Below are 22,448 nucleotides of genomic sequence, written 5' to 3' on the forward strand. Positions count from 1 at the left end.
ATACGTCAGCGGACCGCGCCCACGACGAGGTGCAATCGAGTGTTGCGAGCGCCGTTCATCGCGGTGTGTACCTCGCGGGTGTCGACGAAGTACGCGTCGCCGTCGGGCGGTATCCGCACGACCTCGTTCTTCTCGACGAAGATGAACAGTGCATGCTCGGACGTGTCGATGGCGATGTGATATCGCGCCGTCTCGTCCCGGTGGACCGAATAGCAGAATCGTGACTCCAGGCCCATGAGCCGTGCGCGGCACACGTCGAAAGGAAACGCCTCGAGCACATACTCGAAATATGTTCCGGCGAGCTCCGGGTTCAGGACACGATACTCGCGCTCCGGCGCGATGTCTTTCTCCTGATAGCAGGATTCATACCAGGGATCCGTCGTTCCGGGCCGGATCTGGAGCGCCAGTTGGGTGGTTCCTTCGAAGATCATCGGTATTCGTCCGATGAGTTCGGTGGCTTCGGCGTGCAGCCGATCCCGATCGAGCCCGAGCGCGATGCGCTGAACGAGCTCAGGGGTGGCGCGACCGACCGCGGTAGTTACCGGTGCCATTACTGTCCCCCTCGTTCTGGTCGAAAAATTCTGTCCGCTGAAGCTCGGCGTGCGTGTAGTGATACGGATGCCCGAAAGCGTCCCGGAGATTTCTGCGCAATTCGACGGCGCGGTGCGAACGGCCGGCCGCCGATAGTTCGAAGATTTCGGCGAGAGCACTCATGGCCTGCTCGTCGGCGCCGTCGAAGGTGATTTCACCTACGCCGAGGCGGAACATCGGGCCGTTGTGCCCGGGCAGATCCGTCTGCACATTCACCCGCACTCCCGCGCTATACAGCGCCTCGGCGAGTCGATCCGTCGTCTCGGCGTCTCCGATGCGTACCCATACCTGATGGGTCCGGGTGTACCGATCGGGATCGCCTGCTACCTCGAAGCCGCGGTCCGCGAGTGCCCTGGCGAATGCCGACGCGTTGGCCAAGACCTGTCGCGCATAGGCGGCGCCGAACGTTTCGTACTCGAAAGCCGCCAGGCCCAGGGATATGGTTTCGGCGAAATGATGACTGCTGAGCAGGTCGAACTGGGCCCGGCGAAATCGCTCCGCGATGTCGGGACGGCGGGTGAACAGGATGCCCTTGTGTGGCCCGGGGAAGGTTTTGTGGGTCGAGCCGCCCGCCGAATCCGCACCCAGGTCGAGCGGATTCGGGATGGCACCGCCGAGGACCAGGCCCAGGGCGTGGCTCACATCCACATGGATCAAGGTGGCTGGGCTGCACTCGCGGACCGCGGCCACCGCCGACGCCAAGTCGAGAGGGTCGAGGCTGTTCTGGAGATCCAGATAGACGAGAGACGGCCGGGACTGAGCCAGGATGTCCCGGAATTGATTCAGGTCCAGCTGTCCGGCGACCACCCGTACCGGTTCCGACCGCATTCCCAAACGCTGTACGAGGGCCGTCGTCGCATAGTGACCCCCAGCGCCGTGGTCGATCGACACCACGGTCGATCCGGTATCGCCCGCCAGCGCGGACACCGCGATGAGCATGGCGTTCATCCCGGAAATGGGCCGCACATTCACGTGATCGGCGGTCGTCAACCTACGTAGCGCGGATATCGTGACTCCGACTTCGAATACACCGGCTGTCCGGCCGCCGCGGAACTGCCAGAAGGTCGGATCGAGCGTGTCGTTGAAGAAATATCTGTTGCACAGATCGGTATGCAACGGCAAGGCGGCGAGCGGGGAAATTCTGTTCTCGCTCGGCACCAGATTGATCGCGTCGGAAACACCATGCCACATCGAGCGCCAGGTTTCCGATAGCGCTGTCAATTCCCGAAGTCCGGGTACTTCGGTTTCTTCCCCCGGAACTCGAGCGTCGTTCGCCTCGACAAAGCTGTGAATATCCGATATCACACTGCCCCCACTGAGTCTGGCGTACGTGTACAGATTCGCAATAGACCGAAGGGCCAGACTGGTGTGAATGCTACGAGCCGGTTCCGGGGCCTGTCAACCCCTTTGCGGCAGGCCCCGGACCAGCTATTTTACTGCGAACTGTGATATACGTCATACCCTTCCGACTGGAAGCATTTCTGTGTAAGAATCGGCTACGTTCGACGCGTTCGAACCTTGGAAGTCGCACGATTGTTGCTCGTCATGCGGCATGGGGGGAAGTCTCGCTGTCAACGACATGGGCAGTGGTCGCACACCCCGAAGGCAAGGGCGTTGTGGCAATACTGTCGCGGTCGTCGACAGGGTAATGCGGGGGTGCATATGAAGCTAGAATTTCGTGTCCACCGATATGTTTTCGGAAGGCTGTTCGGGACTGATACGAACGGCCGCCGATTATGAATCGGAGCAGGTATACACCGCGGCTGACCGCGATAATTCCGTGCGGCGGCGCCGGCACACGTTTCGGTGCGCCGTACCCCAAAGAACTGCACTGCCTGGAGCCGGGCGTCACGGTTCTCGATCGCAGCATCGAGCCACTGCTCGATCTCGCGGCAGCGGGCGTCGGTGTTCGCCTGGTCATGGTGGTCGACCCAGGGCGCCACGCGACCATCGCCCATCTCGGCGGGTTCGCCGATCGCCTCGAGGTGGTCGTGGTGCTCGAAGCGGCGGATTCACCCCGGGGCGCAGGGTCGGCCGTCCAACGGGCGTTGCCGATGTGCACGGGGCCGGTGCTGGTCATGATGCCCGACCAGTTCTTCGACCGAAACGGTGCGGACAACCCGGTGGCGCGGGCACTTGCTCTGCTGGACAACGGGTCTGGGGTAAACGGCAACGTGGTCTTGGCCGCATCGATCGACGATCCGGCGGAACTGCGCTGCGAGGGGGCGCTGGCGGTGATCGAGGACCGCAACGGGCCCACCGTCGCGGCCGCCGCCGAGAAGCCCGATAACCCGTCGGGCTTCAACGCTGTCTGGGCGGCGGTGCTCTGCGCGCCGCAGGAAACCGATTCGCTGTGGCGGCTTTTCGATCGATCCGTACCCAGCCCGCTGGTGGGCGCTTCGGTCGTGATGGTCGGCGGCTATCAGCACGTCACTCGACCCGGAAGGTACTGAACCGAATATGAGCCTTTGCCTGTTGCTCGATGCCGGCGAGTATTCCCTCGTAGAGGGGCGGATCGGTGGAATCGGTTTGCGTATAGCCGAATTCGCGCAGACGCTGTCGGAACGTTTCGCTGTGCGAGTGGCGGTCGGCGATACTGCGGACGTCGTCTCGACGGGCGCCGGCGAGGTCGTGTCACGGTCGGACTGGGATGCGCTGATCCGAACGGCCGATGCGGTCTTCTTCTTCGACCTGCCCGATCGTGCGCATCTCGAGTCGGCGGTTGCCCATCGCAAAGTGATCATCTGCGAAAATGCCGCGCCGATCGAGCAGTTGGAATATCCATCCATCCGCGGCAGCAGGGATCCGATCGCGCGGCACTCCGCCATGGTCGCCGACTACCGGCGCCAGCTCGAAGTCTCACATCACTTCCTGGTTCGGTCCCGCGTGGAGCGCGCCACGCTGGCGACCAACCTGTGTCTCGCCGGGCGGCTGCACCCGGAGACGATCAGCCGATCCCGGACCGCGGATCACCTGATCACCCTGGTGCCCATCGGTTTCGGCGCGCAGGCGCTGTCCCGCGAGGCGGCCGCGGCCGCCGAACCGACCGCCGATGCGCTGTGGACCGGAGGGTTGTGGACGTATTTCGCGCCAGAGCTCCTGGTGGAGGCGGTCGCCCTGTGTCACCGCGAAGGTCTGCCGGTCACCGCGGAGTTCCTGCACGCCCGGCCGGGACCGGACACCGAGGAGATCGTTCGACGGCTGCGGCAACAAGTCCGAGAACTGAAGTTGACCAACGCCATCCGATTCGAGACGGCCGACCTGAGTCTGCTCGAGCGGGCCCGGCGGATCCGCGGGACGCGGATACTCGTCTCGGTCGCGCGTCCGGGCCTCGAGAACGAAACCTGTGTCCGGCTTCGCGCACGAGACAGCCGATTGCACGGCAAACCGGCCATCGTCGACCCGTTCGGCGCGACCGCGACGGAATTGAGTGCGGACGGCCTCGCGGTGGTGCCGCCGGACGCGAGCGCCGAGCAACTCGCCGCGGCACTGGCCGCAGCGGCTCAGCAACCGAGCGGCCCGGAGCCGGAGACCCTGCATCAGCGATACCGCTACGACAACACACTCGCACCGTTCATGGCCTGGCTGGAGGGGGCGGCATGAGCTACCTGGGATCATCTGTGGCACAAGGCCGGCACGTATGGCGTCCGTGGAAACCGTGGTCTTCGGGTGCCGGCGAAATCACTTTGGTGCGTGGCTCCGGGTATCGGGTATGGGACGACACCGGCCGTGAGTACCTCGACGCCACCTCGTCGTCGCTCAACGCCACCTGCGGATACGGTCGCGAGGAGATAACGGCGGCGGTCGCCGGGCAGCTCGCCGATCTGCATCACTTCGACCTCTCGGTCGGTGCTCATCGGCCGGCGGGCGCGCTGGCCGATCGGCTCAGCGAGCTCCTGGCGGAACCCCTCGCGCACACGTTGTTCGTGAACAGCGGCTCGGAAGCCGTCGAAGCGGCCGTGTTCATCGCGGCCTCGTATCACCACCTGGTCGGGGCTCCGCGCAACCGGATCGTCACGTTCGCCCGCGGCTACCATGGATCGACGGTGCTCGCGCGAAGCCTGTCCGGGCTCCCGTCGACCGATCCCCCGCTGCGCGAGCCACTCCCCATCACGAGAATCGAATTCCCCTGTGCCGCCGGCCGGATGCGGCACGCGGAAGCGCTGGAACCTCTGCTGACCGTGCTGGAGAAGGCTCTCGCACCCGATCATCCCGACGGTCCGGCCATGGCGCTGCTGATCGAGCCGTTGCTGAACGTGGGTGGCGGCGTCGTCCTGCCCGACGGATTTCTGGGGGCAGCGCGGACGCTCTGCGATCGTTACGGTGCCCTGCTGATCCTCGACGAGGTGTTCACCGGCTTCGGCCGGACCGGACGGATGATGGCATGCGACCACGAGCGGACGGTCCCCGACATCCTGCTGACCAGTAAGGGATTGACGAGCGGCTATGTCCCGCTCGGCGCGGTCACGGTCGACCGGCGCATCTACGACACCTTCGCGTCCGACCCGATGCTCGGCGGTCTGCGGCACGGACACACGACCTCCGGTCACGCGGCGGCATGCGCAGCCGCCCTGGCCACGCTCGACATCCTGGAAAAGGAGTCGTTGCCCGACCAGGCCGCGCGCCGCGGCCGCGACCTGTTGCGCGGGCTCGGTCAGCTGTCCGGGCACGGCCGGATCGTCGACGTGCGCGGGAAGGGTCTCGTGACCACCCTCGAGCTCGACACCACACAATCGGCCGCGACGTTGGTTGCCCGTGCCCGGTCGGCCGGCGTGCTGCTGCGGCAGCAGGGACCGGTGGTCATGGTCGTCCCGCCGCTGATAATCGACGACGCGGGTGTCGCGGAGATCGTCGCCCGAGTGCTGGAACAGAGCGCCGATGGGCTCGAGGGAGCGCAGGAGTGACCGCGCTGCCGGAGGCGCTCGATGCCGGCGAGCGGAAAGCCTCGACCAGAATCCTGTCCGCGATCGAGGACAAACGCAGCGGTCGGACACTGACCGCGGCCACGATCGAGGCGATCGTCACCGATATCGTGGCGCGGAAGGTGCCGGACTACCAGACGGCCGCCTGGCTGGCTACCGTCGCATGCCGCGGCCTCGACGTCGACGAAACGGTGGCCCTTACCCGCGCGTACATCTCGGGCGGTACCGAACTCGATCTGCGCTCCGATGATCGGCCGGTGGTCGACAAGCACAGCACCGGTGGCGTCGGCGACAAGGTGACGCTGATCGTCGCCGCGACCGTCGCGGCATGCGGTGTGCGCGTCGCCAAGATGAGCGGACACGGCCTTGGCCACGCCGGCGGAACCTTGGACAAGCTGGGATCGATCCCCGGCCTCCGGCTCGACCTGCGCGCCGACGAGATTCCGCCACTGCTGACCGCCGCCGGCATGGTGATCACCGGACAGAGCAACGATCTCGCGCCCGGCGACAAAGCGACGTACACACTGCGCGATGCCACCGCAACCGTCGACAGCGCACCGTTGATCGCCGCGAGCATCATGAGCAAGAAGCTGGCCCTGCGGACCGACGCACTGGTGCTGGACGTCAAGGCCGGGGCGGGCGGGCTCGTACCGGACATCGAAAGCGCGAACCGACTCGCCGAACTGATGCTGCGGATCGCCCACTCCATGGACCGCCCGTGCCGGGCGGTGATCAGCGATATGAGCATGCCGCTCGGCGATGCGGTGGGCAACGCGCTCGAGGTGCGCGAAGCGATCGCGGTACTGCGCGGGCGATACATGCCGCGGCTGTCGGAATTGTGCCACACACTCTCGGCGATGTTGCTGTGTGCTGCCGACCCTGCGGTGACCGCCGACGATGCGGACCGCCGGGTTCGTACGGTGGTGGCCGACGGCGGCGCCTACGAGCAGTTCGTGCGCTGGGTCGCGTTGCAAGGAGGCGATCCGGACGTGATCGAGCATCCGGAGCGTTTGCCCAGCGCTGTTGCCCGAGAGGAGATTCGGGCTCGCGAAGATGGTTGTGTCACCGGCATCGATCCGCGCGGCATAGGTTCGGCGGCACTGTGGCTGGGCGCCGGTCGCGTCACTCAGCACAGCACCGTCGATGCCGGCGCGGGTGTGCTGCTGCGTCGCCGGATCGGCGACGAGGTCAGGGCGGGCGATGTGCTCGCCGAACTCCATCACAACGACCGCGGTGATATCAGCGCCGCGATCAGGATCGCCGACAGATCGTTCACGGTCGGCGCACACCCGGCGAATCCCGCGCCTGTCGTGCACCAGGTCTGGTGATCGCCGAAATCGGTCCCACCACTCCAGCTATCGCATGTAAGCATGAGGTCCCAACCATGTCGAACGGTACTTGCGTTACCACACTCGATGAGCTGTACTCGGCGTCTTTCAACGGAATTCCGACATTCGACAGTTACCCGCGGACCCCGGTGGACCTCGCCGATCCCGGCTCCCTGTCCGACGCAGAACAATCGGAAATAGTGCGGCGCTATGTGATTCACGGGTTCGCGATCATCCAGCTGCGCGAGGGCCGGGTCGATCCCGAGAGCACCGAACAGCTAGCCGCGGGGCTCGGGATGGGTGCCCCCTTCGTCCCGCCGCTCTACACACTGAACGGCCGGGTAGCGTCGCGGGTGTCGCGGATATCCGCCGCCGCCAACAGCTCCACCACCGATGCCACACATCCGTCGTTCGGGCGAACGGTCGGCCAAGCGCTGCACACCGACGGCACCCTGCAGGAAATCGGCGAGATCAAGTCCACCATCCTGGCCTGCAAATCGCCTGCCGCGCAGGGCGGAACGACCATGTTGTTCAACGCGTCGGCTGCATATCGCGAACTGCTGAAGATGGATCCGGAGGCGGCCCTCGCATTGGCCACCACGGGCTGCCTGATCCGCACAGCGAACATCAACGGCTCGACCGAGTCGAACGACGGGCCCGCCTTCGCCGTGAACACCGATGGCGAGCTGATCACTCGATACTCCGTGACCGAAACCGATGCCTGGAATGTTCCGGAAGGGGTCGAGGCGGCGAGTTTGTGGCGCGGCGTCGAGTTTCTCGATCGACGGGCCCGACTCGGCAACCCCGAATACGTCGAACTCGATATGCAGGCCGATCAGATGATCCTGTTCGGAAACTGCCGAATCTCCCATGGGCGGCATGCCTATCGCGACTCCCCGGAACGGCAGCGCTGCCTCTACCGCAGCCTGCATGTCGAGCATCCGGTGCGGCGGCGATCGGACCGCGGACGGGCTGTATGACTGAGTTCGAGTCGTCGAAGCGCCTGCGCACGTATGTTTTCCGGGCGCGCCGTACAGCGGTGAGCGCATTCGCCGCCGTCGCGGTTGCCACCGGCGCGGCACTGCTCGGCCCGCTGGTGGCACGCCGAATCGTGGACGAAGCGGCGCGCGGGGCCGACCTGACCTGGCTGGTGCTCTTGTTCATCGGCACCGGACTGGCCGGGGCGGCCGCAGGCTATTTTCGCCGATACCACTCGAATTCGCTCGGCATCAGGGTGCAGCACGACATCCGCAACGACGTGTTCGCGGCGATCCAGCGGCTGGATGCCCGGCGTCGGCAGGAACTGGAGGCCGGGCAGGTTCTGAGCCGCTGTACCACCGATCTGGGAAGCATCCAGGGTCTGCTCTATTTCACACCGATGCTGGCAGGCATGCTGGTGCTGCTGATCGGTTCGCTGGTGATCATGGTGGTGCTGTCGCCGCTGCTCGCCACGCTGCTGATGATCACCATCCCGGTCACGGTGACGATCATGCTGCGCGCGCGCCGCGCGATCGTTCCGGCGACTCAGGCAGCGCAGCAGCAGGCGGCGGTCGTGCTGGCGATCGCCGAGGAAAACGTCCACGGCGTGGCAGCGGTTCGTGCTTTCGGCCAGGAAAGCCGCGAATTGTCGCGCATGGAGGGTGCGGCGCGGCGGTTGTTCGGATTGCGGATGCAGACGGCCGGCCTCACCGGCCGGGCGACGGCCGCGATCCTGCTCATGCCCGCAGTCGGTCAGATCGCGGTCCTCGGCGTCGGTGGGTCGCTCGCGATGCACGGCCGCTTGACACTCGGCACTTTCCTCGCGTTTTCGCTGTACACGGTCCAGTTGATGGCCCCGCTGGCCACCCTCGGCAGTGGGCTGACAATGATGTTGCAGGCGCGTGCGGCGCTGAACCGGCTGTTCGAGATCGCCGATGTCGAACCAGCGGTCACCGACCGCCGCGAGGCCGTCGATATCGGTCCGGTGCCGGGGGCGCTCGAACTGTCGCAGGTGAGCTTCGGCTACGACCCCGCCCGGCCGGTCTTGCACGGCATATCCTTTCGCATCCACCCGGGTGAGACGGTCGCCCTGGTCGGGCCGCCCGGATCGGGCAAATCAACCGTCGCGTTGCTGCTCGCCCGCTGGTTCGATCCCGACCACGGACGGGTGTCCGTCGGCGGCCGCGATCTGCGGACCGTGCGGCTGGCGTCACTGCGCGCGGCCATGGGCGTAGAAGTGGAGCAGCCCTTCCTTTTTCACGGAACCGTGGCGGAGAATATCGCCTTCGGCCGTCCAGCGGCCACGGTAGCGGACATCGCCGAAGCGGCCGAAGCGGCCGAGGCGGACGAATTCATTCGCGCACTGCCGCGCGGATACGACACCGTCATCGGCGAACGCGGTGTCACCTTGTCGGGGGGCCAGCGCCAGCGCATCGCTCTGGCGAGGTTATTGCTGTCGAACCCGCGGCTCCTGGTGCTCGACGATGCGACGAATGCCACCGACGCGATCACCGAGCGGCGCATTCTTCGGCGGGTCACCGGAACCGCCTCGCACCGGACCACGGTGCTCATCGGTTGTCGCCCAGCTGTTTTGGAGGCCGCCGATCGGATCATCGTGCTGGAAGCGGGCCGGGTGGTCGACAGCGGGCGCGCCGAGGAATTGGCCGAGCGCTGTCCGCTGTATCGATCGCTGGCCGGTATGCAACTCGATGAGAGCATCGCGCCCACTACGGTAACCGCCGGGCCGGCATCCGCACCCACTCGCCTCGAAGACGAAACAGGCTCAGCAACGGATCTGGAGACTCCGGCGCTCGATATGGCGCAGGTGGTCGGTTCGAATTCCCAATTGCGATTCGGGCCGTTACTGCGTCCGTTGCGCCGAGGCCTCGCGATCGCGGCGGCCCTGTTGCTGTGCTCGACCGTGGCCGGGCTGGCGTTCCCCGCGCTGGTCCGGGTCGGCATCGATCGAGGGGTCTCGCGCGGCGACGGCACGGTGCTCGCGATCTCGGCGGTCGCCGCGCTCGTCGTCGCGGGGATCAGTGCCGTACTGGCCTATGTCCAGACCAAGGCCGTCACGCGGGTCAGCCAGCGCCTCGCCTATGCGCTGCGGCTGCGGGTGACCGCACACCTGCAGCGGCTGGGCACCGACTACTTCGATCGTGAGCACAGCGGCCAGATCCTCACCCGCTTCACCGTCGATGTCGATCGGATCACCTCCTTCGCGCAAACCGGCGGACCCAACCTCGGCACGAGCATGCTGTTGTTCGTCGGCGTCACGATCGCGTTGTTGGTCCTCAATCCGCTGCTCGCGGTGGTCGCGATGGGCTCGCTGCCGATCCTGCTGCTCGCCGGTGCGGTCACCCGCCGCCGCTCGGTGCCGGCCTACAGCGCGATGCGTGAGTTCGACGGTTCGCTCAACGCCGACATCCAGGAGCACGTCAACGGAGCTGCCGTCGTGCAAGTATTCGGTCAGCAAGCCCGAGTGATCGAGGTATTTCGCCGGCGCAACCGGGACCATGCGCGCGTGCGGCTGCACGCCTTCTGGATCACCGCACTGTATTTCGGGGCGGTCGAGGCGCTGATCACGCTCGGGACCGCGGCGGCATTGGGCCTCGGTGCGCTCGAGGTCCGCTCCGGAGCGTTGTCCACCGGCTCGCTCATCGCGTTCTATCTGTATCTGCAGCTGTTCTTTTCGCCGATACAGCAACTGTCCCAGGCGATCGAGGACGGGCAGCAGGCGCAGGTGTCCTGGCAGCGAATAGCCGAACTGCTGCGGACGCCGCCGGCCGAATACAGCCCGGGGGCCGGTGCCGCCGCGTCGGATATCCGCGGTTCGGTCGAGATCAGGCAGCTGAGCTTCCGATATCCCGGTAGTCCCGACCTGGCGCTGAAAGGTCTGAATCTCGCGCTCGAGGTCGGCGAGACGGCCGCCCTCGTCGGTACGACCGGTGCGGGCAAATCGACGTTGCTCAAACTGCTCGCCCGCTTATACGAACCCGAGCGGGGGCACATCCTCGTCGACGGCGTCGATGTGCTCGATTACGAACCGCGCCAGTATCGGCGCCGGCTCGGCATCGTGCCGCAGGAGCCGTTTCTGTTCGGTGGGTCGATCCGCCACAACATCGCCTACGCCCGGCCCGAGGCCGATCGGCGTGCGATCGACCGTGCCGTCGAACTGGTGGGGGCATGGCGGTTGATCGACCATCCCGAGGGGCTGGACCGGTCCGTCGGGCCTCGCGGCACCGCACTGTCGGCGGGCGAGCGGCAGTTGATCGCACTCGCACGCGCCCAGCTCGTGGATCCGGCCCTCCTGCTGCTCGACGAGGCGACCTCGTCGCTCGACGCCAGGTCCGAGGCCGACTACCTGCGCGCGATACGACAGCTGACCGGTGTGCGCACCGCGCTGATGATCGCGCATCGACTGTCGGTGGCGCAGCACGCGGATCGAGTCCTGGTCCTCGAGCATGGCCGGATCGTCGAAACAGGTACGCACTCAGAGCTGGTGACCCGAGACGGTGCGTACGCCCGCATGTGGGCCGCCGCGCACGGGGAACTGGCCGAAGAGAAGGGGGACGGCCGTGCGGTTTCGAACCTATGAGATTCCTACCACCGTTCAGCAGGAGAGCTGGCTGCGGTCGCTGCGCGCGGGCGGAGCGGGAAAGAACGTTCCCGTCCTGTTCACCGTGGCGGGACCGGTCGATACGGATCGGCTGAGCGCGGCGGTTGACGATGTGGTGGCTCGTCATGTGATGCTGCGCACCAGTTTCGACCCCGACCGGCCGGACCGGGCCATCGTCCACCGGCGCCGGCCGCTCGACCTCCGGGTACTGGATGCTCCGACCGAAACATTCGAGACCGCAAGAGATTTCGCCGTTCGTCCGTTCGAACTCGGCGACGAGCAGCGGATGCGCTGTGGGGTATGCCCGTTGCCCGATGGATCGACACTCGTCCTGCTGGTCGTGGATCGTCTGTCGTGCGACGGACTGTCCGGGTCGATCCTCGCGTCGGATGCATTTGGTTACCTCGAGAATTCGACAGCGACCGAGAACACGAAGCCGGATATCTCGTACGCCCGTTTTGCCCGAGAACAACGAACCTGGCTCACGAGCGACGCCGCCGCGTCCGCCCGTCGATTCTGGGCCGCCGAGTTCGATCGATGGGGCTCCGACCGGCCACGCTGCGTGCTCGGCCGGGATTCGACCGCATCGTCCGGTGGCGACACGAAGCGGCTGACCCATCGGTTGCCCGAGCCGGCCGTCGTGGCAGTGGATGTGCTGGTCGGGCGCCATCATACGAGTCGTTTGGTCGTGCTCGCCGCTGCAATACTGCGGCAACTAATTTCGGACTTCGGCGAACCGTCGGCGGGCTTGACCATCGACTTCCACGGGCGCACCAAACCCTGGGTCCATGGCACCGTCGGCATGTTCACCCACAGCATGGATCTTCATCTGGCCCGGGACGAAGCAGCCGATATCGACCATGCGATCGTCGCCGTGCGTGACCGCATGGCGCGGCGCGTCGAGCAGGCGCTACCGCGCTCCGTCGTCGCGCGCGACCATCCGGAGGCCCAGGTCACCGGATCGGCGCGACCGACACTCTACCTGTCCACCTCACCGTTCGATCTGCGCATGCCGGGTTCCGGCGCTGCGCTGCTGACACTCCCGTTCGACCCCAGGCAATACACCGACGCCGTACCGCATCGGCTCGATATCGAGATCGGCACGGCCGGCGGCGGACTCGAGCTGAAAGCGAATATGCGCGTCGACCATTTCCACGTCGAGGAGGTCTCGCGTTTGCTCGAGCACATCACCGACCGACTCGTCCGGGAACACACCTTTCCTGGCCTCACCACGTTTTCCCGATAACTCTTGGAAGGTTCGGTTCTCGGCCATGACCGACGACATCAGACAGCTACGCGAGGAACTCGACCGCACGATTGCCGAACTACAGGACGCCCGTGCGGAAGTGGCGCGGCGCGACCGCCGAGTGCAGGAGCCGATCGCCATCGTCGGCATGGACTGCCGCTACCCCGGCGGTGCGTACTCCCCGGAGAAACTCTGGCGGTTGGTCGCCGACGAGGTCGACGCTATCGGGGACTTTCCCGATGATCGAGGCTGGGATCTGGACGCTTTGTACGATCCCGACCCCGACCGGGTCGGCACCACGTATGTGCGATCCGGGGGATTCATCTACGAGGCGGCCGAATTCGATCCACGGCCGTTCGGAATCAGCCAGAAGGAGGCGAGCGCCATCGATCCGCAGCAACGAATCGTGCTGGAACTGGCCTGGAATACCTTCGAGCGCGCCGGTATCGCGACCGACTCGTTACGCGGCAGCCGAACCGGAACCTATCTCGGCGTGATGTACGACGACTACGGCGCCGCCCGACTGAACCCGGCCCCCGCCGGTTTCGAGGGTTCTATCGGGATCGGCAGCGCCGCCAGTGTGGTGTCGGGCCGGGTGGCGTACACCTTCGGCCTGCAGGGCCCGGCCATCTCCGTCGATACCGCGTGCTCCTCGTCCCTGGTGAGCGTGCATCTGGCCGTCGGTGCGCTGCGCAGTGGCGAATGCGATCTGGCCTTGGCCGGCGGAGTCGCGTTGATGTCGTTGCCGTCGCTGTTCGTCGAGTTCAGCCGACAGCGTGGCCTCGCACCCGACGGACGCTGCAAAGCGTTCAGCTCGGCCGCGGACGGGACCGTCTGGAGCGAGGGCGCGGGACTTCTGCTGCTGGAACGTCTTTCGGACGCACAGCGGCACGGCCGCAAGATCCATGCCGTTATTCGCGGCACGGCGGTGAACCAGGACGGAGCGAGTACGCACCTGACAGCGCCCGCCGCGGAGGCGCAGGAACGGGTGATCCGTGCCGCGTTGGTCAATGCCGATCTGCAGGCTCACGCTATCGACGCGGTCGAGGCGCACGGCACCGGAACACCGCTCGGTGACCCGATCGAGGCGCGGGCGCTGCTGTCGGTCTACGGCCGTGACCCGGGTCGGCGGACTCCGCTGTCCATCGGTACGTTCAAGTCCAACATCGGACACGCGCAGGCGGCCGCGGGTGTCGGCGGAATCATCAAGATGGTTCAGGCGCTGCGGCACGAACTCCTGCCAAGGACATTGCACGCCGAGCCGCCGTCCCGCCGAATCGATTGGGGCGGTGGGAGGCTTGCCCTGCTCACCGAACCTAGGCCCTGGGCACGAACACCCGGCCGCCCACGGCGTGCTGGTGTGTCGTCCTTCGGTATCTCCGGCACCAATGCGCATGTGATCGTGGAGGAGGCTCCCGAGCCCGACGATGTGCTCCCAGCAGCCCCCACGGACGGTGCCGCGGCATCGATGGACTGGTTTCTTTCGGCCAGTTCCGAGGACGCGTTGCTCGCCGGCGCCGGGGCACTGGCTGAACTGGCCGCCGACCTCTCCGATGCCGATCTGGTGGCGACCGCCCACGTGTTGCGTGGCAATCGAGCCGAGCTCGCGCAGCGCTGTGTGGTGCTCGCCGACAACCGGGACGAGCTGATCGAGGGTTTGGGCGCGGTCCAGCGCAACGAATCATCGCCGTTGGTGGTCCGCGGCACGGCCCGGGGCACCAGCGGCCGCTCGGTGTTCGTCTTTCCTGGACAAGGGTCGCAATGGCAAGGCATGGCGAGCGAATTGCTGCGCACCGACGCCACCTTCCGTACCGCTGTCGAAGACTGCGCGGAAGCTCTCGCACCGCACACCGATTGGTCGCTGCTTTCGGTGCTGACCGCCGGCTCCGCGGACCGGTCGTTGGATCGCGTCGACGTCGTCCAGCCCGCACTGTTCGCGGTGATGGTCTCCCTCGCCGCGATGTGGCAGGCGCACGGGGTGCATCCGGATGCGGTGGTCGGCCACTCACAGGGGGAGATCGCGGCCGCTTACGTCGCGGGTGCGTTGTCGCTCCAGGATGCCGCACGGATCGTCGCGCTGCGCAGCCGGACGCTGACCGCACTGGCAGGCCGCGGCGCCATGCTCTACGTCGCGTTGCCGGGCAACGACCTTCACCCGCGCCTGGCACGATGGTCCGGGCAGATCGGTATCGCCGCCGTCAACAGCCCCCGGGATACGGTGGTCTCCGGGGTCCGGGAGCCGGTGCTGGAGTTGGCGGCCGCGTTGACCGCCGAGGGGATCTACAACCGGATTCTCCCGGTCGACTATGCTTCGCACTCGGCGCAGGTCGAGGAATTGCGCAACGAACTGTCGGCTCTGCTGCGCGATGTCGCACCCTCGCCGAGCAGGATCCCGATCTACTCCACCGTGATCACCGAGCCGATCGATAGCGGCGCCATGGATGCCGGCTACTGGTTCGAGAACCTCCGCGAGCCGGTCCGGTTCGGGCCGACCGTCGAACGGCTGCTCGAGGATGGGTACGAGAACTTCCTCGAGATCAGCCCGCACCCCGGCCTTGTCGTGTCGATCGAGACGACGGCCCGTTCGATCGATGCGTCGATGCCGTTCATCGCCGGCCACACGCTCACCCGCGACAATGGAGATTACCGGCAGTTCAAGCGCGCGATGGCGCATCTGTACACGCACGGTTACCCGATTACCTGGCCGGCCGCCGAGCGCGACCTCGAGCCCGCCGTCCGGCACCGCGTCCTGGAGTTGCTGCCCACATACGCGTTTCAGCGCAAGCGCTACTGGCTGGACCCGACGTCGTCGACGGACGGTGGTGGATCGTCCACGTTGTACCGCATTGCATGGGCGACGGTTTCCCGCACGGGCCCGATCGGTGCGGCTCCCGAGGGAGACATCGTCACGATCGGCGCGGAGCCGAATGCACATGCGCTGGGGGACCGCACTTTTGCGGATCTGGCAGCGCTGTGTGACAGCCTGGATCCGCTGACCGCACCACCGGACGTGGTCGTTCTGGGACCGGGGCCGGCGGACGCCGGCGAGTCCGATGTGGTTGCCGGCGACCGCATCCGATACACACTCGAGGCCGTCCAGGAGTGGTTGAGCGATGAGCGACTCGGTGATGCGCGGTTGGTGGTTGCGACTCACACCGCGACGGCGATACACGACCGCGACCGAGCCGATCCCGCACACGCCGCGGTATGGGGTCTGATCCGTAGCGCCCAACGCGAGCACCCCGGCCGATTCATCCTGATCGACACCGACCGGCCGCTCACCACCGAGACCCTCCGGTCAGCGCTCGCATGCGGTGCCGAACAACTGACCTTGCGCGACACCGTGCACTTCGAGCCCCGCTTGGAACCGGTGCGGATCAGACGCGCCCGCGACCACGTACCGTTCGATCCCGACGGAACCGTCTTGATCACCGGAGGCACGGGCACCATCGGCACCGCGGTCGCCCGTCACCTCGTGGCCGTGCATGGTGCCAAGAACCTGCTGTTGACCAGCCGCAGCGGCCCGGACGCGGCAGGCGCGATCGAATTGCGTGACGAGCTGATCGCGCTGGGTGCGGCGGTCACGGTGGCGGCCTGCGACGCCACCGATCGCGCGGCCCTCGGTGCTCTGCTCGACTCGATTCCGGCCGCGCATCCGCTCGTTGCCGTCTTCCACGCCGCCGGAGTCCTCGCCGATGTCACGATCACCGGGGTCACCGAGCAGCATCTGGCTCGGGTGCTCCCGGCGAAGATCGCGGCCGCATGGAATCTGCATACGCTGACCAGCGGCCACGACCTGGACCAGTTCGTCCTGTTCTCCTCCTTGGCCGGAACATTCGGATCCCCCGGGCAGTCGGCCTACTCCGCGGCCAACGCCTATCTCGATGCGCTCGCCTGCGATCGGCACGCACAGGGATTGCGCGCGGTGTCGGTCGCATGGGGACTGTGGGAGACGGCCAGCGGTATGACCGGGACGATGTCGGCCGCCGACCATGCCCGGCTGGCGGCGGAGGGCGTCCGGCCGCTGTCGACCCGAGCCGGGCTGCGCAGCCTCGACCTCGCCATGACAGGCGAATATCCGTATCTGGTGGCGGCGGCGTTCGAATTCAGCGCTGCCGCCGCGCATCCGATGCTGGCGCACCTGAGTCCCGAGACGGGCCCCGATTCCACGCCCGAGTCGCTCCGTGCCGTGCTCGCCGAGCTCTCTTCGGCCGAACGTCAGGCGCGTCTGCGGGAGGTGATCAGATCCGTCGTCGCGCACCAGCTCAACGAGGATCCGGCCTCCATCGACGACCGAAAAGCGTTGCCGGACATCGGTGTCGACTCACTGGCCGGGCTCGCCGTCCGCAACCAACTCGAGCGCATCACGGCCCTGCAACTCGACGGCGCGTTGATATTCGACCACCCCACCGTGCGCGAGCTGGCCGCCCGCCTCGACCAACTGGTCGAGGCGGCGGCCCGGTCGTAGCCCACGGTGCGACCAGCAGGATTCCGAAGCAAGGAGTGTGATGACCATGTCGTTACCTGTGCGCGCAGTGTCGCACAAGGCCACCCCCATACTGGAATGGCTGGACGATCCGCGTCCCGGCAGAGGAATTCGGACCCTGGCATCCGACGGCAGCTGGCAGTTCCATCCCTATAGCGCCCTCGCGGCACGGATTCGCCGAGTGGCGGCTCGGCTGCGCGGGCTCGGTCTTGCCGAAAGACGAGTCGTCGCACTGGTTGTCACCGACCCGCTGAGCTTCCTCACCGCGTTCACTGCACTCATGTCCGCGGGGATGGTGCCCGCTCCCCTGGCCCCGCCGTTGACGTTCCGGGGATCGGATCGGTACATCGACCACCTCGCCGCGACCTTCCGCGTTGCCATGCCCGCCTACGTGATCGCGGATACGACGCTGGCCGAGTATGTCGTGCGTGGTGTCGAGGCAGCGGATTCGGCCGCCCCCGTTCTGATCCTCAGCGGCGAGGAGGATCTCGACGTTCCGGGAAACCTCGACGATGCCGAACCCGGACCGATTCCCGAGACCGGCGGCGATCTTGCCCTCCTGCAGTTCACCTCCGGCTCCACCGGCACCCCGAAGGGCGTGTGCGTATCGCATGCGGCGCTGACCACGAATGTGGGGGCGATCGCGTCGTGGTTGCGGCTGACCGCAAACGACTCCTTCGCCGGCTGGCTGCCGCACTACCACGACATGGGGCTGATCGGGACGATGATCACGCCGCTGAGCTCGGGTTTGGATATCTGGCTGATGAAGCCGGAGCAGTTCGTTCGCACACCGCTGCGCTGGCTGGAATGCCTGGGCCGGCACGGCGCGACGGTGACGATGTCGCCCAACTTCGGCTACTCCTACATCGCCGAACGCGTCTCCCCCGAACAGATTTCCGGCCTCGACTTCGGGAACTGGCGGGTCGCGCTGACCGGCGCGGAACGGATCGACGCGCCCGCCCTGCACCGATTCCACCGCCTGGTCGGTCCGCGTGGATTCAGCAGCAGCGCGCTGGTTGGTGCGTACGGCCTTGCCGAGTCGACGCTGGCAGTCACCGGCTGCGAACCGGGGGCGGGTACTCGGGTCGTGCGCAACGACGACGGCGGACACGGGGACGGACAGGTGGTGCGCGTACACGCCCGGGCCGCCCTGGGCGTGGATGCCGCGGGCAGTACGGGATGGCTGACCAGCTGCGGCGCACCGATACCGGAGGCAGGTGTCACCGTCGTCGATGCGGACGGCGCCGCACTGCCGCCGGGGCGGGTGGGCGAGATCGTCGTCCACGGGCCGTCGCTGGCGAACGGATATCTGACGGCAGCCGGTTTCGAACCTTTTTCGGCGGAAGGTTTTTCGACCGGCGACGCCGGAGTCGTCCTCGACGACGAGCTCTACGTGATCGGCAGAATCGGCGACGCCATCAAGATTCGCGGTGCCAGCGCATACGCCGAAGATATCGAGGTCGGAATCCGCAACCTGCCCGGCCACGGCTATGTGCGGTGCACGGTCGTCCTCGGCGTAACCCTGGACGGCGAACACCTCGCCGTGCTGCTGATCGAGGACGAGCCCGACGCCGAGTGGCTCACCGCCGCCATCGCGTGCACGTCGACCCTCACCGCCGGTCTCGCCGATGTGCTGGTGTTACGCGGTCCCAGCGGCTCGGTCATGCGCACGTCCAGCGGTAAGCCGCGGCGGCGACTGATGTGGAAGCAGCTGGTATCGGATGCGCCGTCGGCGTGGGATGTGGTGTGCGGCAATGTTCCCGCGTCCATGAAAACCGCGCTCACCGTCCCCGGGCCGACGGCGGAACGGTCATGAGCTCGATCGATGAGATACCCGCGATCGTGCACGGCCTCGTCGCGGCGCTGGCACCGCGGTCGGGACGGGTGGATCGGCGCAGGGAACTGGTCGGCGACCTCGGCTACGAATCGGTGAGCCTGATCAATCTGATGTCGGCCATCGAGGATCGCCTCGGGTTGGTGCCGATCAGTGGAGATCGAATCATCGAGGTCGTCACCGTCGGAGATTTGGAGCGGCTCGTGAGAGAACTCATGGTCGAGAAGGGATGCGATGCAGATGAATGTGGATGAAGTTTTGCGAATGCTCGACGGTCATGGGAAAAACGCAGCCCACAGCGGTGTCACACCTGCCGATTTCGCTTCATTGGCGGGAAAGCGCGTCCTGGTGACCGGCGCGGGCGGATCGATCGGTTCGGCGTTCTGCCGAGCCGTCGCCACGATGCCCGCCGCCGAGCTCGTCATGCTCGACCGCGACGACTCGGCGCTGCACGCGCTCCAATTGAGCCTCGCCGATGGGCAGAGTGTTCCCGCTCTGACCTACTATCTGCGCGACATTTGCGACGAGGACGCCCTCACCGAGGTCTTCCGACGGGAGCGACCGCAGGTGGTCGTCCACGCCGCGGCCCTCAAGCACGTGCCTCTGCTCGAGGAACACCCTGCCGAGGCGTACCGCGTCAACGTCATCGGCACTCGGACAGCGCTTTCCACAGCTGCGAGGTGTGATACCGAGATTTTCGTGAATGTATCCACCGACAAAGCGTCCAACCCGACGTCGGTGCTCGGCCTCACGAAACGTCTCGGTGAACGCTTGACCTCCTATTTCGGCGCTACCTATGAGAGGCGCTTTGTCAACGTCAGGTTCGGCAACGTGCTGGGCAGTCGTGGTTCGTTCCTGCCGGCATTCGTGGAAAAGATCCAGGACAACAAGCCTCTGCATGTCACTCATCAGGATGCGACCCGCTTTCTCATGAGCGTCGGCGACGCAGTCGGATTGATCGTGCGCGCGGCGACACACGGCCGAAGTGGTGAAACGCTCCTCGCTGATATGGGAAAACCGGTCCGTATCCTCGAGATCGCACACTCCATGATCGATGACGCCGGCGCGAACTTGCCCATCGAGATCATCGGTCTGCGGCCGGGGGACAAGCTGCACGAGGACTATCTGGATGACTCGGAATCCCCTGTACAGGACCTACCTGCGAACGGATTGGTCAGGGTGCGAGTGGAACCGATCGACCCTGCGTCAGTGCAGTTCGAGGACGTGCTGGCAAATCTGCACAAATAAATTCGTGGGTCTGCGAAGCGGGCAACCGTCAAGGAGACGCACTGACCGATATGGCCGACAGGTGAAAGGCGAAGTTGTGCGGGTAATGCTTGCGTTTGCACCCGGGGCGGGGCACCTGCAACCGATGTTGCCACTCTTTCACACGCTCGTGCGAGATGGGCACGACGTTCTCCTCTGCGGGAGTAGAGAGATCGCGGCAAAGAGCAACGCGGAGGTTCCGGTGATGAGTACCGGCTTTGCGTCGTACCAAGCTGCCATGCGAGTAACCGCACCCGTGGACGACTACTGGATCAGCGATCCGAACCAACATCAAGTACTCGGCGCTGGGAGCTACCGCGATCTGCTTCCGCTGATTCGATCCTGGCAACCGGACCTCGTCGTTCGAGACACCTCCGAACGCGGTAGCCCGCTTGCCGCACAACGCGCTGGTGTTCCATGCGTGGATCTTCTCTCGTGTGCCAACGCGGCTCTGTCGGCAATCCGGCGGCGGGAAACACGCTACCTTGCCGAGATTGCCGATGCGCTCGGCGATGCCTGGGATGGTTCGTCGGTGCGATTGCCGGATACCGTCATGGCGTTCGGCCCACCGGAGTTCTTCGGCCTCGACACACTCAAAGTGCCGGCTCGGTATTTCCGCTATGACCCGTCGAAACATCGCATGTCACCGAAGGTGCCGGTGCCGGGACCACGCGATCACGATTCGTCCCGGGCGGTCGTGAGCTTCGGCACGACAATCGAGGGTTCCAGCGCGACGTTCGCCGCGATAGTCGGTGGACTACTCGACGCCGGGTTCGGCCAGGTAACGGTGCGCAGCCAGGACACCGACATCCTTCGGCGTGTCGGCTCTCGCGCGGGAGATGTCGAGCTGCACGCGCACTTGGATCTGCCGGCCGAGTTGGCCGATGCCGATCTTTTCGTATGCCATGGGAGCGCCACTTCTACTATGGAGGCGCTCTACTATGGCTGTCCGCCGCTGATCGTGCCGCAGCACAACGACAACTTCTTCGTCGCTGAAACGTGCGCTCGGAATGGCATAGCCGGCACACTGCCGAAGGACGCTGTCACCGCGCGTGCCGTGCGTGAGACGGCCAGTGGCATGATGGCCGACGCCGGCCTTCATCGTCGGATCGCCTCCTTCCGCGCGGCCAACGAGGCCCTCCCCGGCGAGACAGAGTTACTGGAGTTCCTCGAAACCGTGGGTATTCAGTCGACGGCTGGATGACCTCAGGGAAAGGACATGCGGCGTGCGAGTTCTGGTCACAGGAGCGAGCGGCTACCTCGGCAGAGCAATAATCACGGCCCTCGACGCGGCAGGCCACGAACCAATCGCCATGGTGCGCAACCCAACTGCCGGGCTACCCGACGCCCACGCCACCCGGGTCGCCGACCTACGCGACCTGGACTCCCTCCGTCGTGCGGTCGACGATACCGACGCAGTCTGCCATGTGGCAGGGCTGATCAATGTCCGCGAATCCCTGACCACTCCCCTTCGCTATTTCCACGTCAACACCACCGGCACGATTGCAGTTCTGGAAGCCATGGCCACCACCGGCACCCCCAACCTTGTCTTCGCCTCCACCTGCGCGATCTACGGAACCCCCGCCGACCAACCCATGACCGAAGACCTCCCGCCGCCCTGCCCCACCCCTACGCCAGCAGCAAGCTAGCCGCCGAGCTGGCCATCGAAGCCAAGCTCGCACCGGTCTCCCCCCGCCACCATTCTCCGCCTGTCCAACCTCGCCGGTGGTCCCGGCGCAGACCCCGCCGGCCTCATCCCCCGTGCACTGAACGCCGCCGCAACCCGAACCCCTCTGGAAATCAACGGTGACGGCTCGACGGTTCGCGATTACCTCCACGTCGCAGACGCCGCCAGCGCCTTCGTGGCGTGTATCGACCACGCCCCATCAAAGGGCGCCGCGATCCGTTACAACGTCGGATCTGGAACCGGCACAAGCATTCTCGAGGTCATAGCGGCTGTCGGACGGGTAACGACTCGTCGTGTCCCCGTCGTGCATCGAGCACCAGCGTCAGAACCTGCCGCGCTGGTCACCGACCCCACGAGGCTGATAACGGAAACCAATTGGCTTCCAGAGCACTCCAGTATCGACAGTATTGTCTGCGAAGGTTGGTGCAACGTAGGTCCGACAGCGCCGGCTTGATGGAGCCGCTCCGCCCCCAGCAGAGCGCGGTCGCTGT

The 22,448-nt window shown here is 66.1% G+C and carries 14 protein-coding genes and 1 pseudogene; 13 read left to right on the forward strand and 2 right to left on the reverse strand.

What is annotated here, in order from left to right; translation table 11 throughout:
* Positions 1-5 precede the first annotated feature (5 nt).
* Positions 6-551, reverse strand: coding sequence for a hypothetical protein (locus ACWPXK_RS17135; protein WP_454197131.1), 546 nt, complete (start codon positions 549-551; stop codon positions 6-8).
* Positions 511-1,782, reverse strand: a complete 1,272-nt coding sequence (locus ACWPXK_RS17140; RefSeq protein WP_454197132.1) for a hypothetical protein — start codon at positions 1,780-1,782, stop codon at positions 511-513. Before ACWPXK_RS17140 ends, ACWPXK_RS17135 begins: the two co-directional genes overlap by 41 nt.
* Positions 1,783-2,327: 545 nt before the next feature.
* Here ACWPXK_RS17140 and ACWPXK_RS17145 point away from each other — a divergent pair.
* The 13 genes and pseudogenes from ACWPXK_RS17145 (at position 2,328) to ACWPXK_RS17205 (ending at position 22,411) form a co-directional block, all read left to right on the forward strand.
* The gene (locus ACWPXK_RS17145; RefSeq protein ID WP_454197133.1) at positions 2,328-3,044 is read left to right on the forward strand and encodes a hypothetical protein; all 717 of its coding nucleotides are present in this window, start codon (positions 2,328-2,330) and stop codon (positions 3,042-3,044) included.
* Between the two features lie 7 nt (positions 3,045-3,051).
* On the forward strand, positions 3,052-4,194 hold the full coding sequence (locus ACWPXK_RS17150) for a hypothetical protein (protein ID WP_454197134.1): 1,143 nt from the start codon (positions 3,052-3,054) through the stop codon (positions 4,192-4,194).
* A gap of 86 nt (positions 4,195-4,280) precedes the next feature.
* Positions 4,281-5,495: an aminotransferase family protein gene (locus ACWPXK_RS17155; RefSeq protein ID WP_454197135.1), complete on the forward strand. Its 1,215-nt coding sequence runs from the start codon at positions 4,281-4,283 to the stop codon at positions 5,493-5,495.
* Complete coding sequence (locus ACWPXK_RS17160) at positions 5,492-6,841, forward strand: thymidine phosphorylase (RefSeq protein WP_454197136.1); 1,350 nt, start codon at positions 5,492-5,494, stop codon at positions 6,839-6,841. Before ACWPXK_RS17155 ends, ACWPXK_RS17160 begins: the two co-directional genes overlap by 4 nt.
* Before the next feature lie 56 nt (positions 6,842-6,897).
* Positions 6,898-7,821, forward strand: coding sequence for a TauD/TfdA family dioxygenase (locus ACWPXK_RS17165; protein ID WP_454197137.1), 924 nt, complete (start codon positions 6,898-6,900; stop codon positions 7,819-7,821).
* Positions 7,818-11,417, forward strand: coding sequence for an ABC transporter ATP-binding protein (locus tag ACWPXK_RS17170; RefSeq protein WP_454197138.1), 3,600 nt, complete (start codon positions 7,818-7,820; stop codon positions 11,415-11,417). The genes ACWPXK_RS17165 and ACWPXK_RS17170 overlap by 4 nt, the downstream gene beginning before the upstream one ends.
* Positions 11,398-12,684, forward strand: a complete 1,287-nt coding sequence (locus ACWPXK_RS17175; RefSeq protein ID WP_454197139.1) for a condensation domain-containing protein — start codon at positions 11,398-11,400, stop codon at positions 12,682-12,684. Before ACWPXK_RS17170 ends, ACWPXK_RS17175 begins: the two co-directional genes overlap by 20 nt.
* Before the next feature lie 25 nt (positions 12,685-12,709).
* Entirely contained in the window at positions 12,710-17,152 is a 4,443-nt protein-coding gene (locus ACWPXK_RS17180) for a type I polyketide synthase (protein ID WP_454197140.1), read from the forward strand.
* Between the two features lie 46 nt (positions 17,153-17,198).
* Positions 17,199-18,986 carry an AMP-binding protein gene (locus tag ACWPXK_RS17185; RefSeq protein ID WP_454197141.1) on the forward strand — a complete coding sequence of 596 codons (1,788 nt, stop codon included), beginning with the start codon at positions 17,199-17,201 and terminating at the stop codon, positions 18,984-18,986.
* Positions 18,983-19,258, forward strand: coding sequence for an acyl carrier protein (locus ACWPXK_RS17190; protein ID WP_454197142.1), 276 nt, complete (start codon positions 18,983-18,985; stop codon positions 19,256-19,258). The genes ACWPXK_RS17185 and ACWPXK_RS17190 overlap by 4 nt, the downstream gene beginning before the upstream one ends.
* A complete protein-coding gene (locus tag ACWPXK_RS17195; protein ID WP_454197143.1) occupies positions 19,239-20,252 on the forward strand; it encodes a polysaccharide biosynthesis protein in 1,014 nt (337 codons plus the stop codon). Before ACWPXK_RS17190 ends, ACWPXK_RS17195 begins: the two co-directional genes overlap by 20 nt.
* A 223-nt stretch (positions 20,253-20,475) precedes the next feature.
* A complete protein-coding gene (locus ACWPXK_RS17200; RefSeq protein ID WP_454197144.1) occupies positions 20,476-21,474 on the forward strand; it encodes a glycosyltransferase in 999 nt (332 codons plus the stop codon).
* 22 nt (positions 21,475-21,496) lie between these two features.
* Positions 21,497-22,411: pseudogene (locus tag ACWPXK_RS17205) on the forward strand (NAD-dependent epimerase/dehydratase family protein).
* Positions 22,412-22,448: the final 37 nt, after the last annotated feature.

The sequence above is a fragment of the Nocardia sp. Marseille-Q1738 genome, from assembly GCF_965283145.1.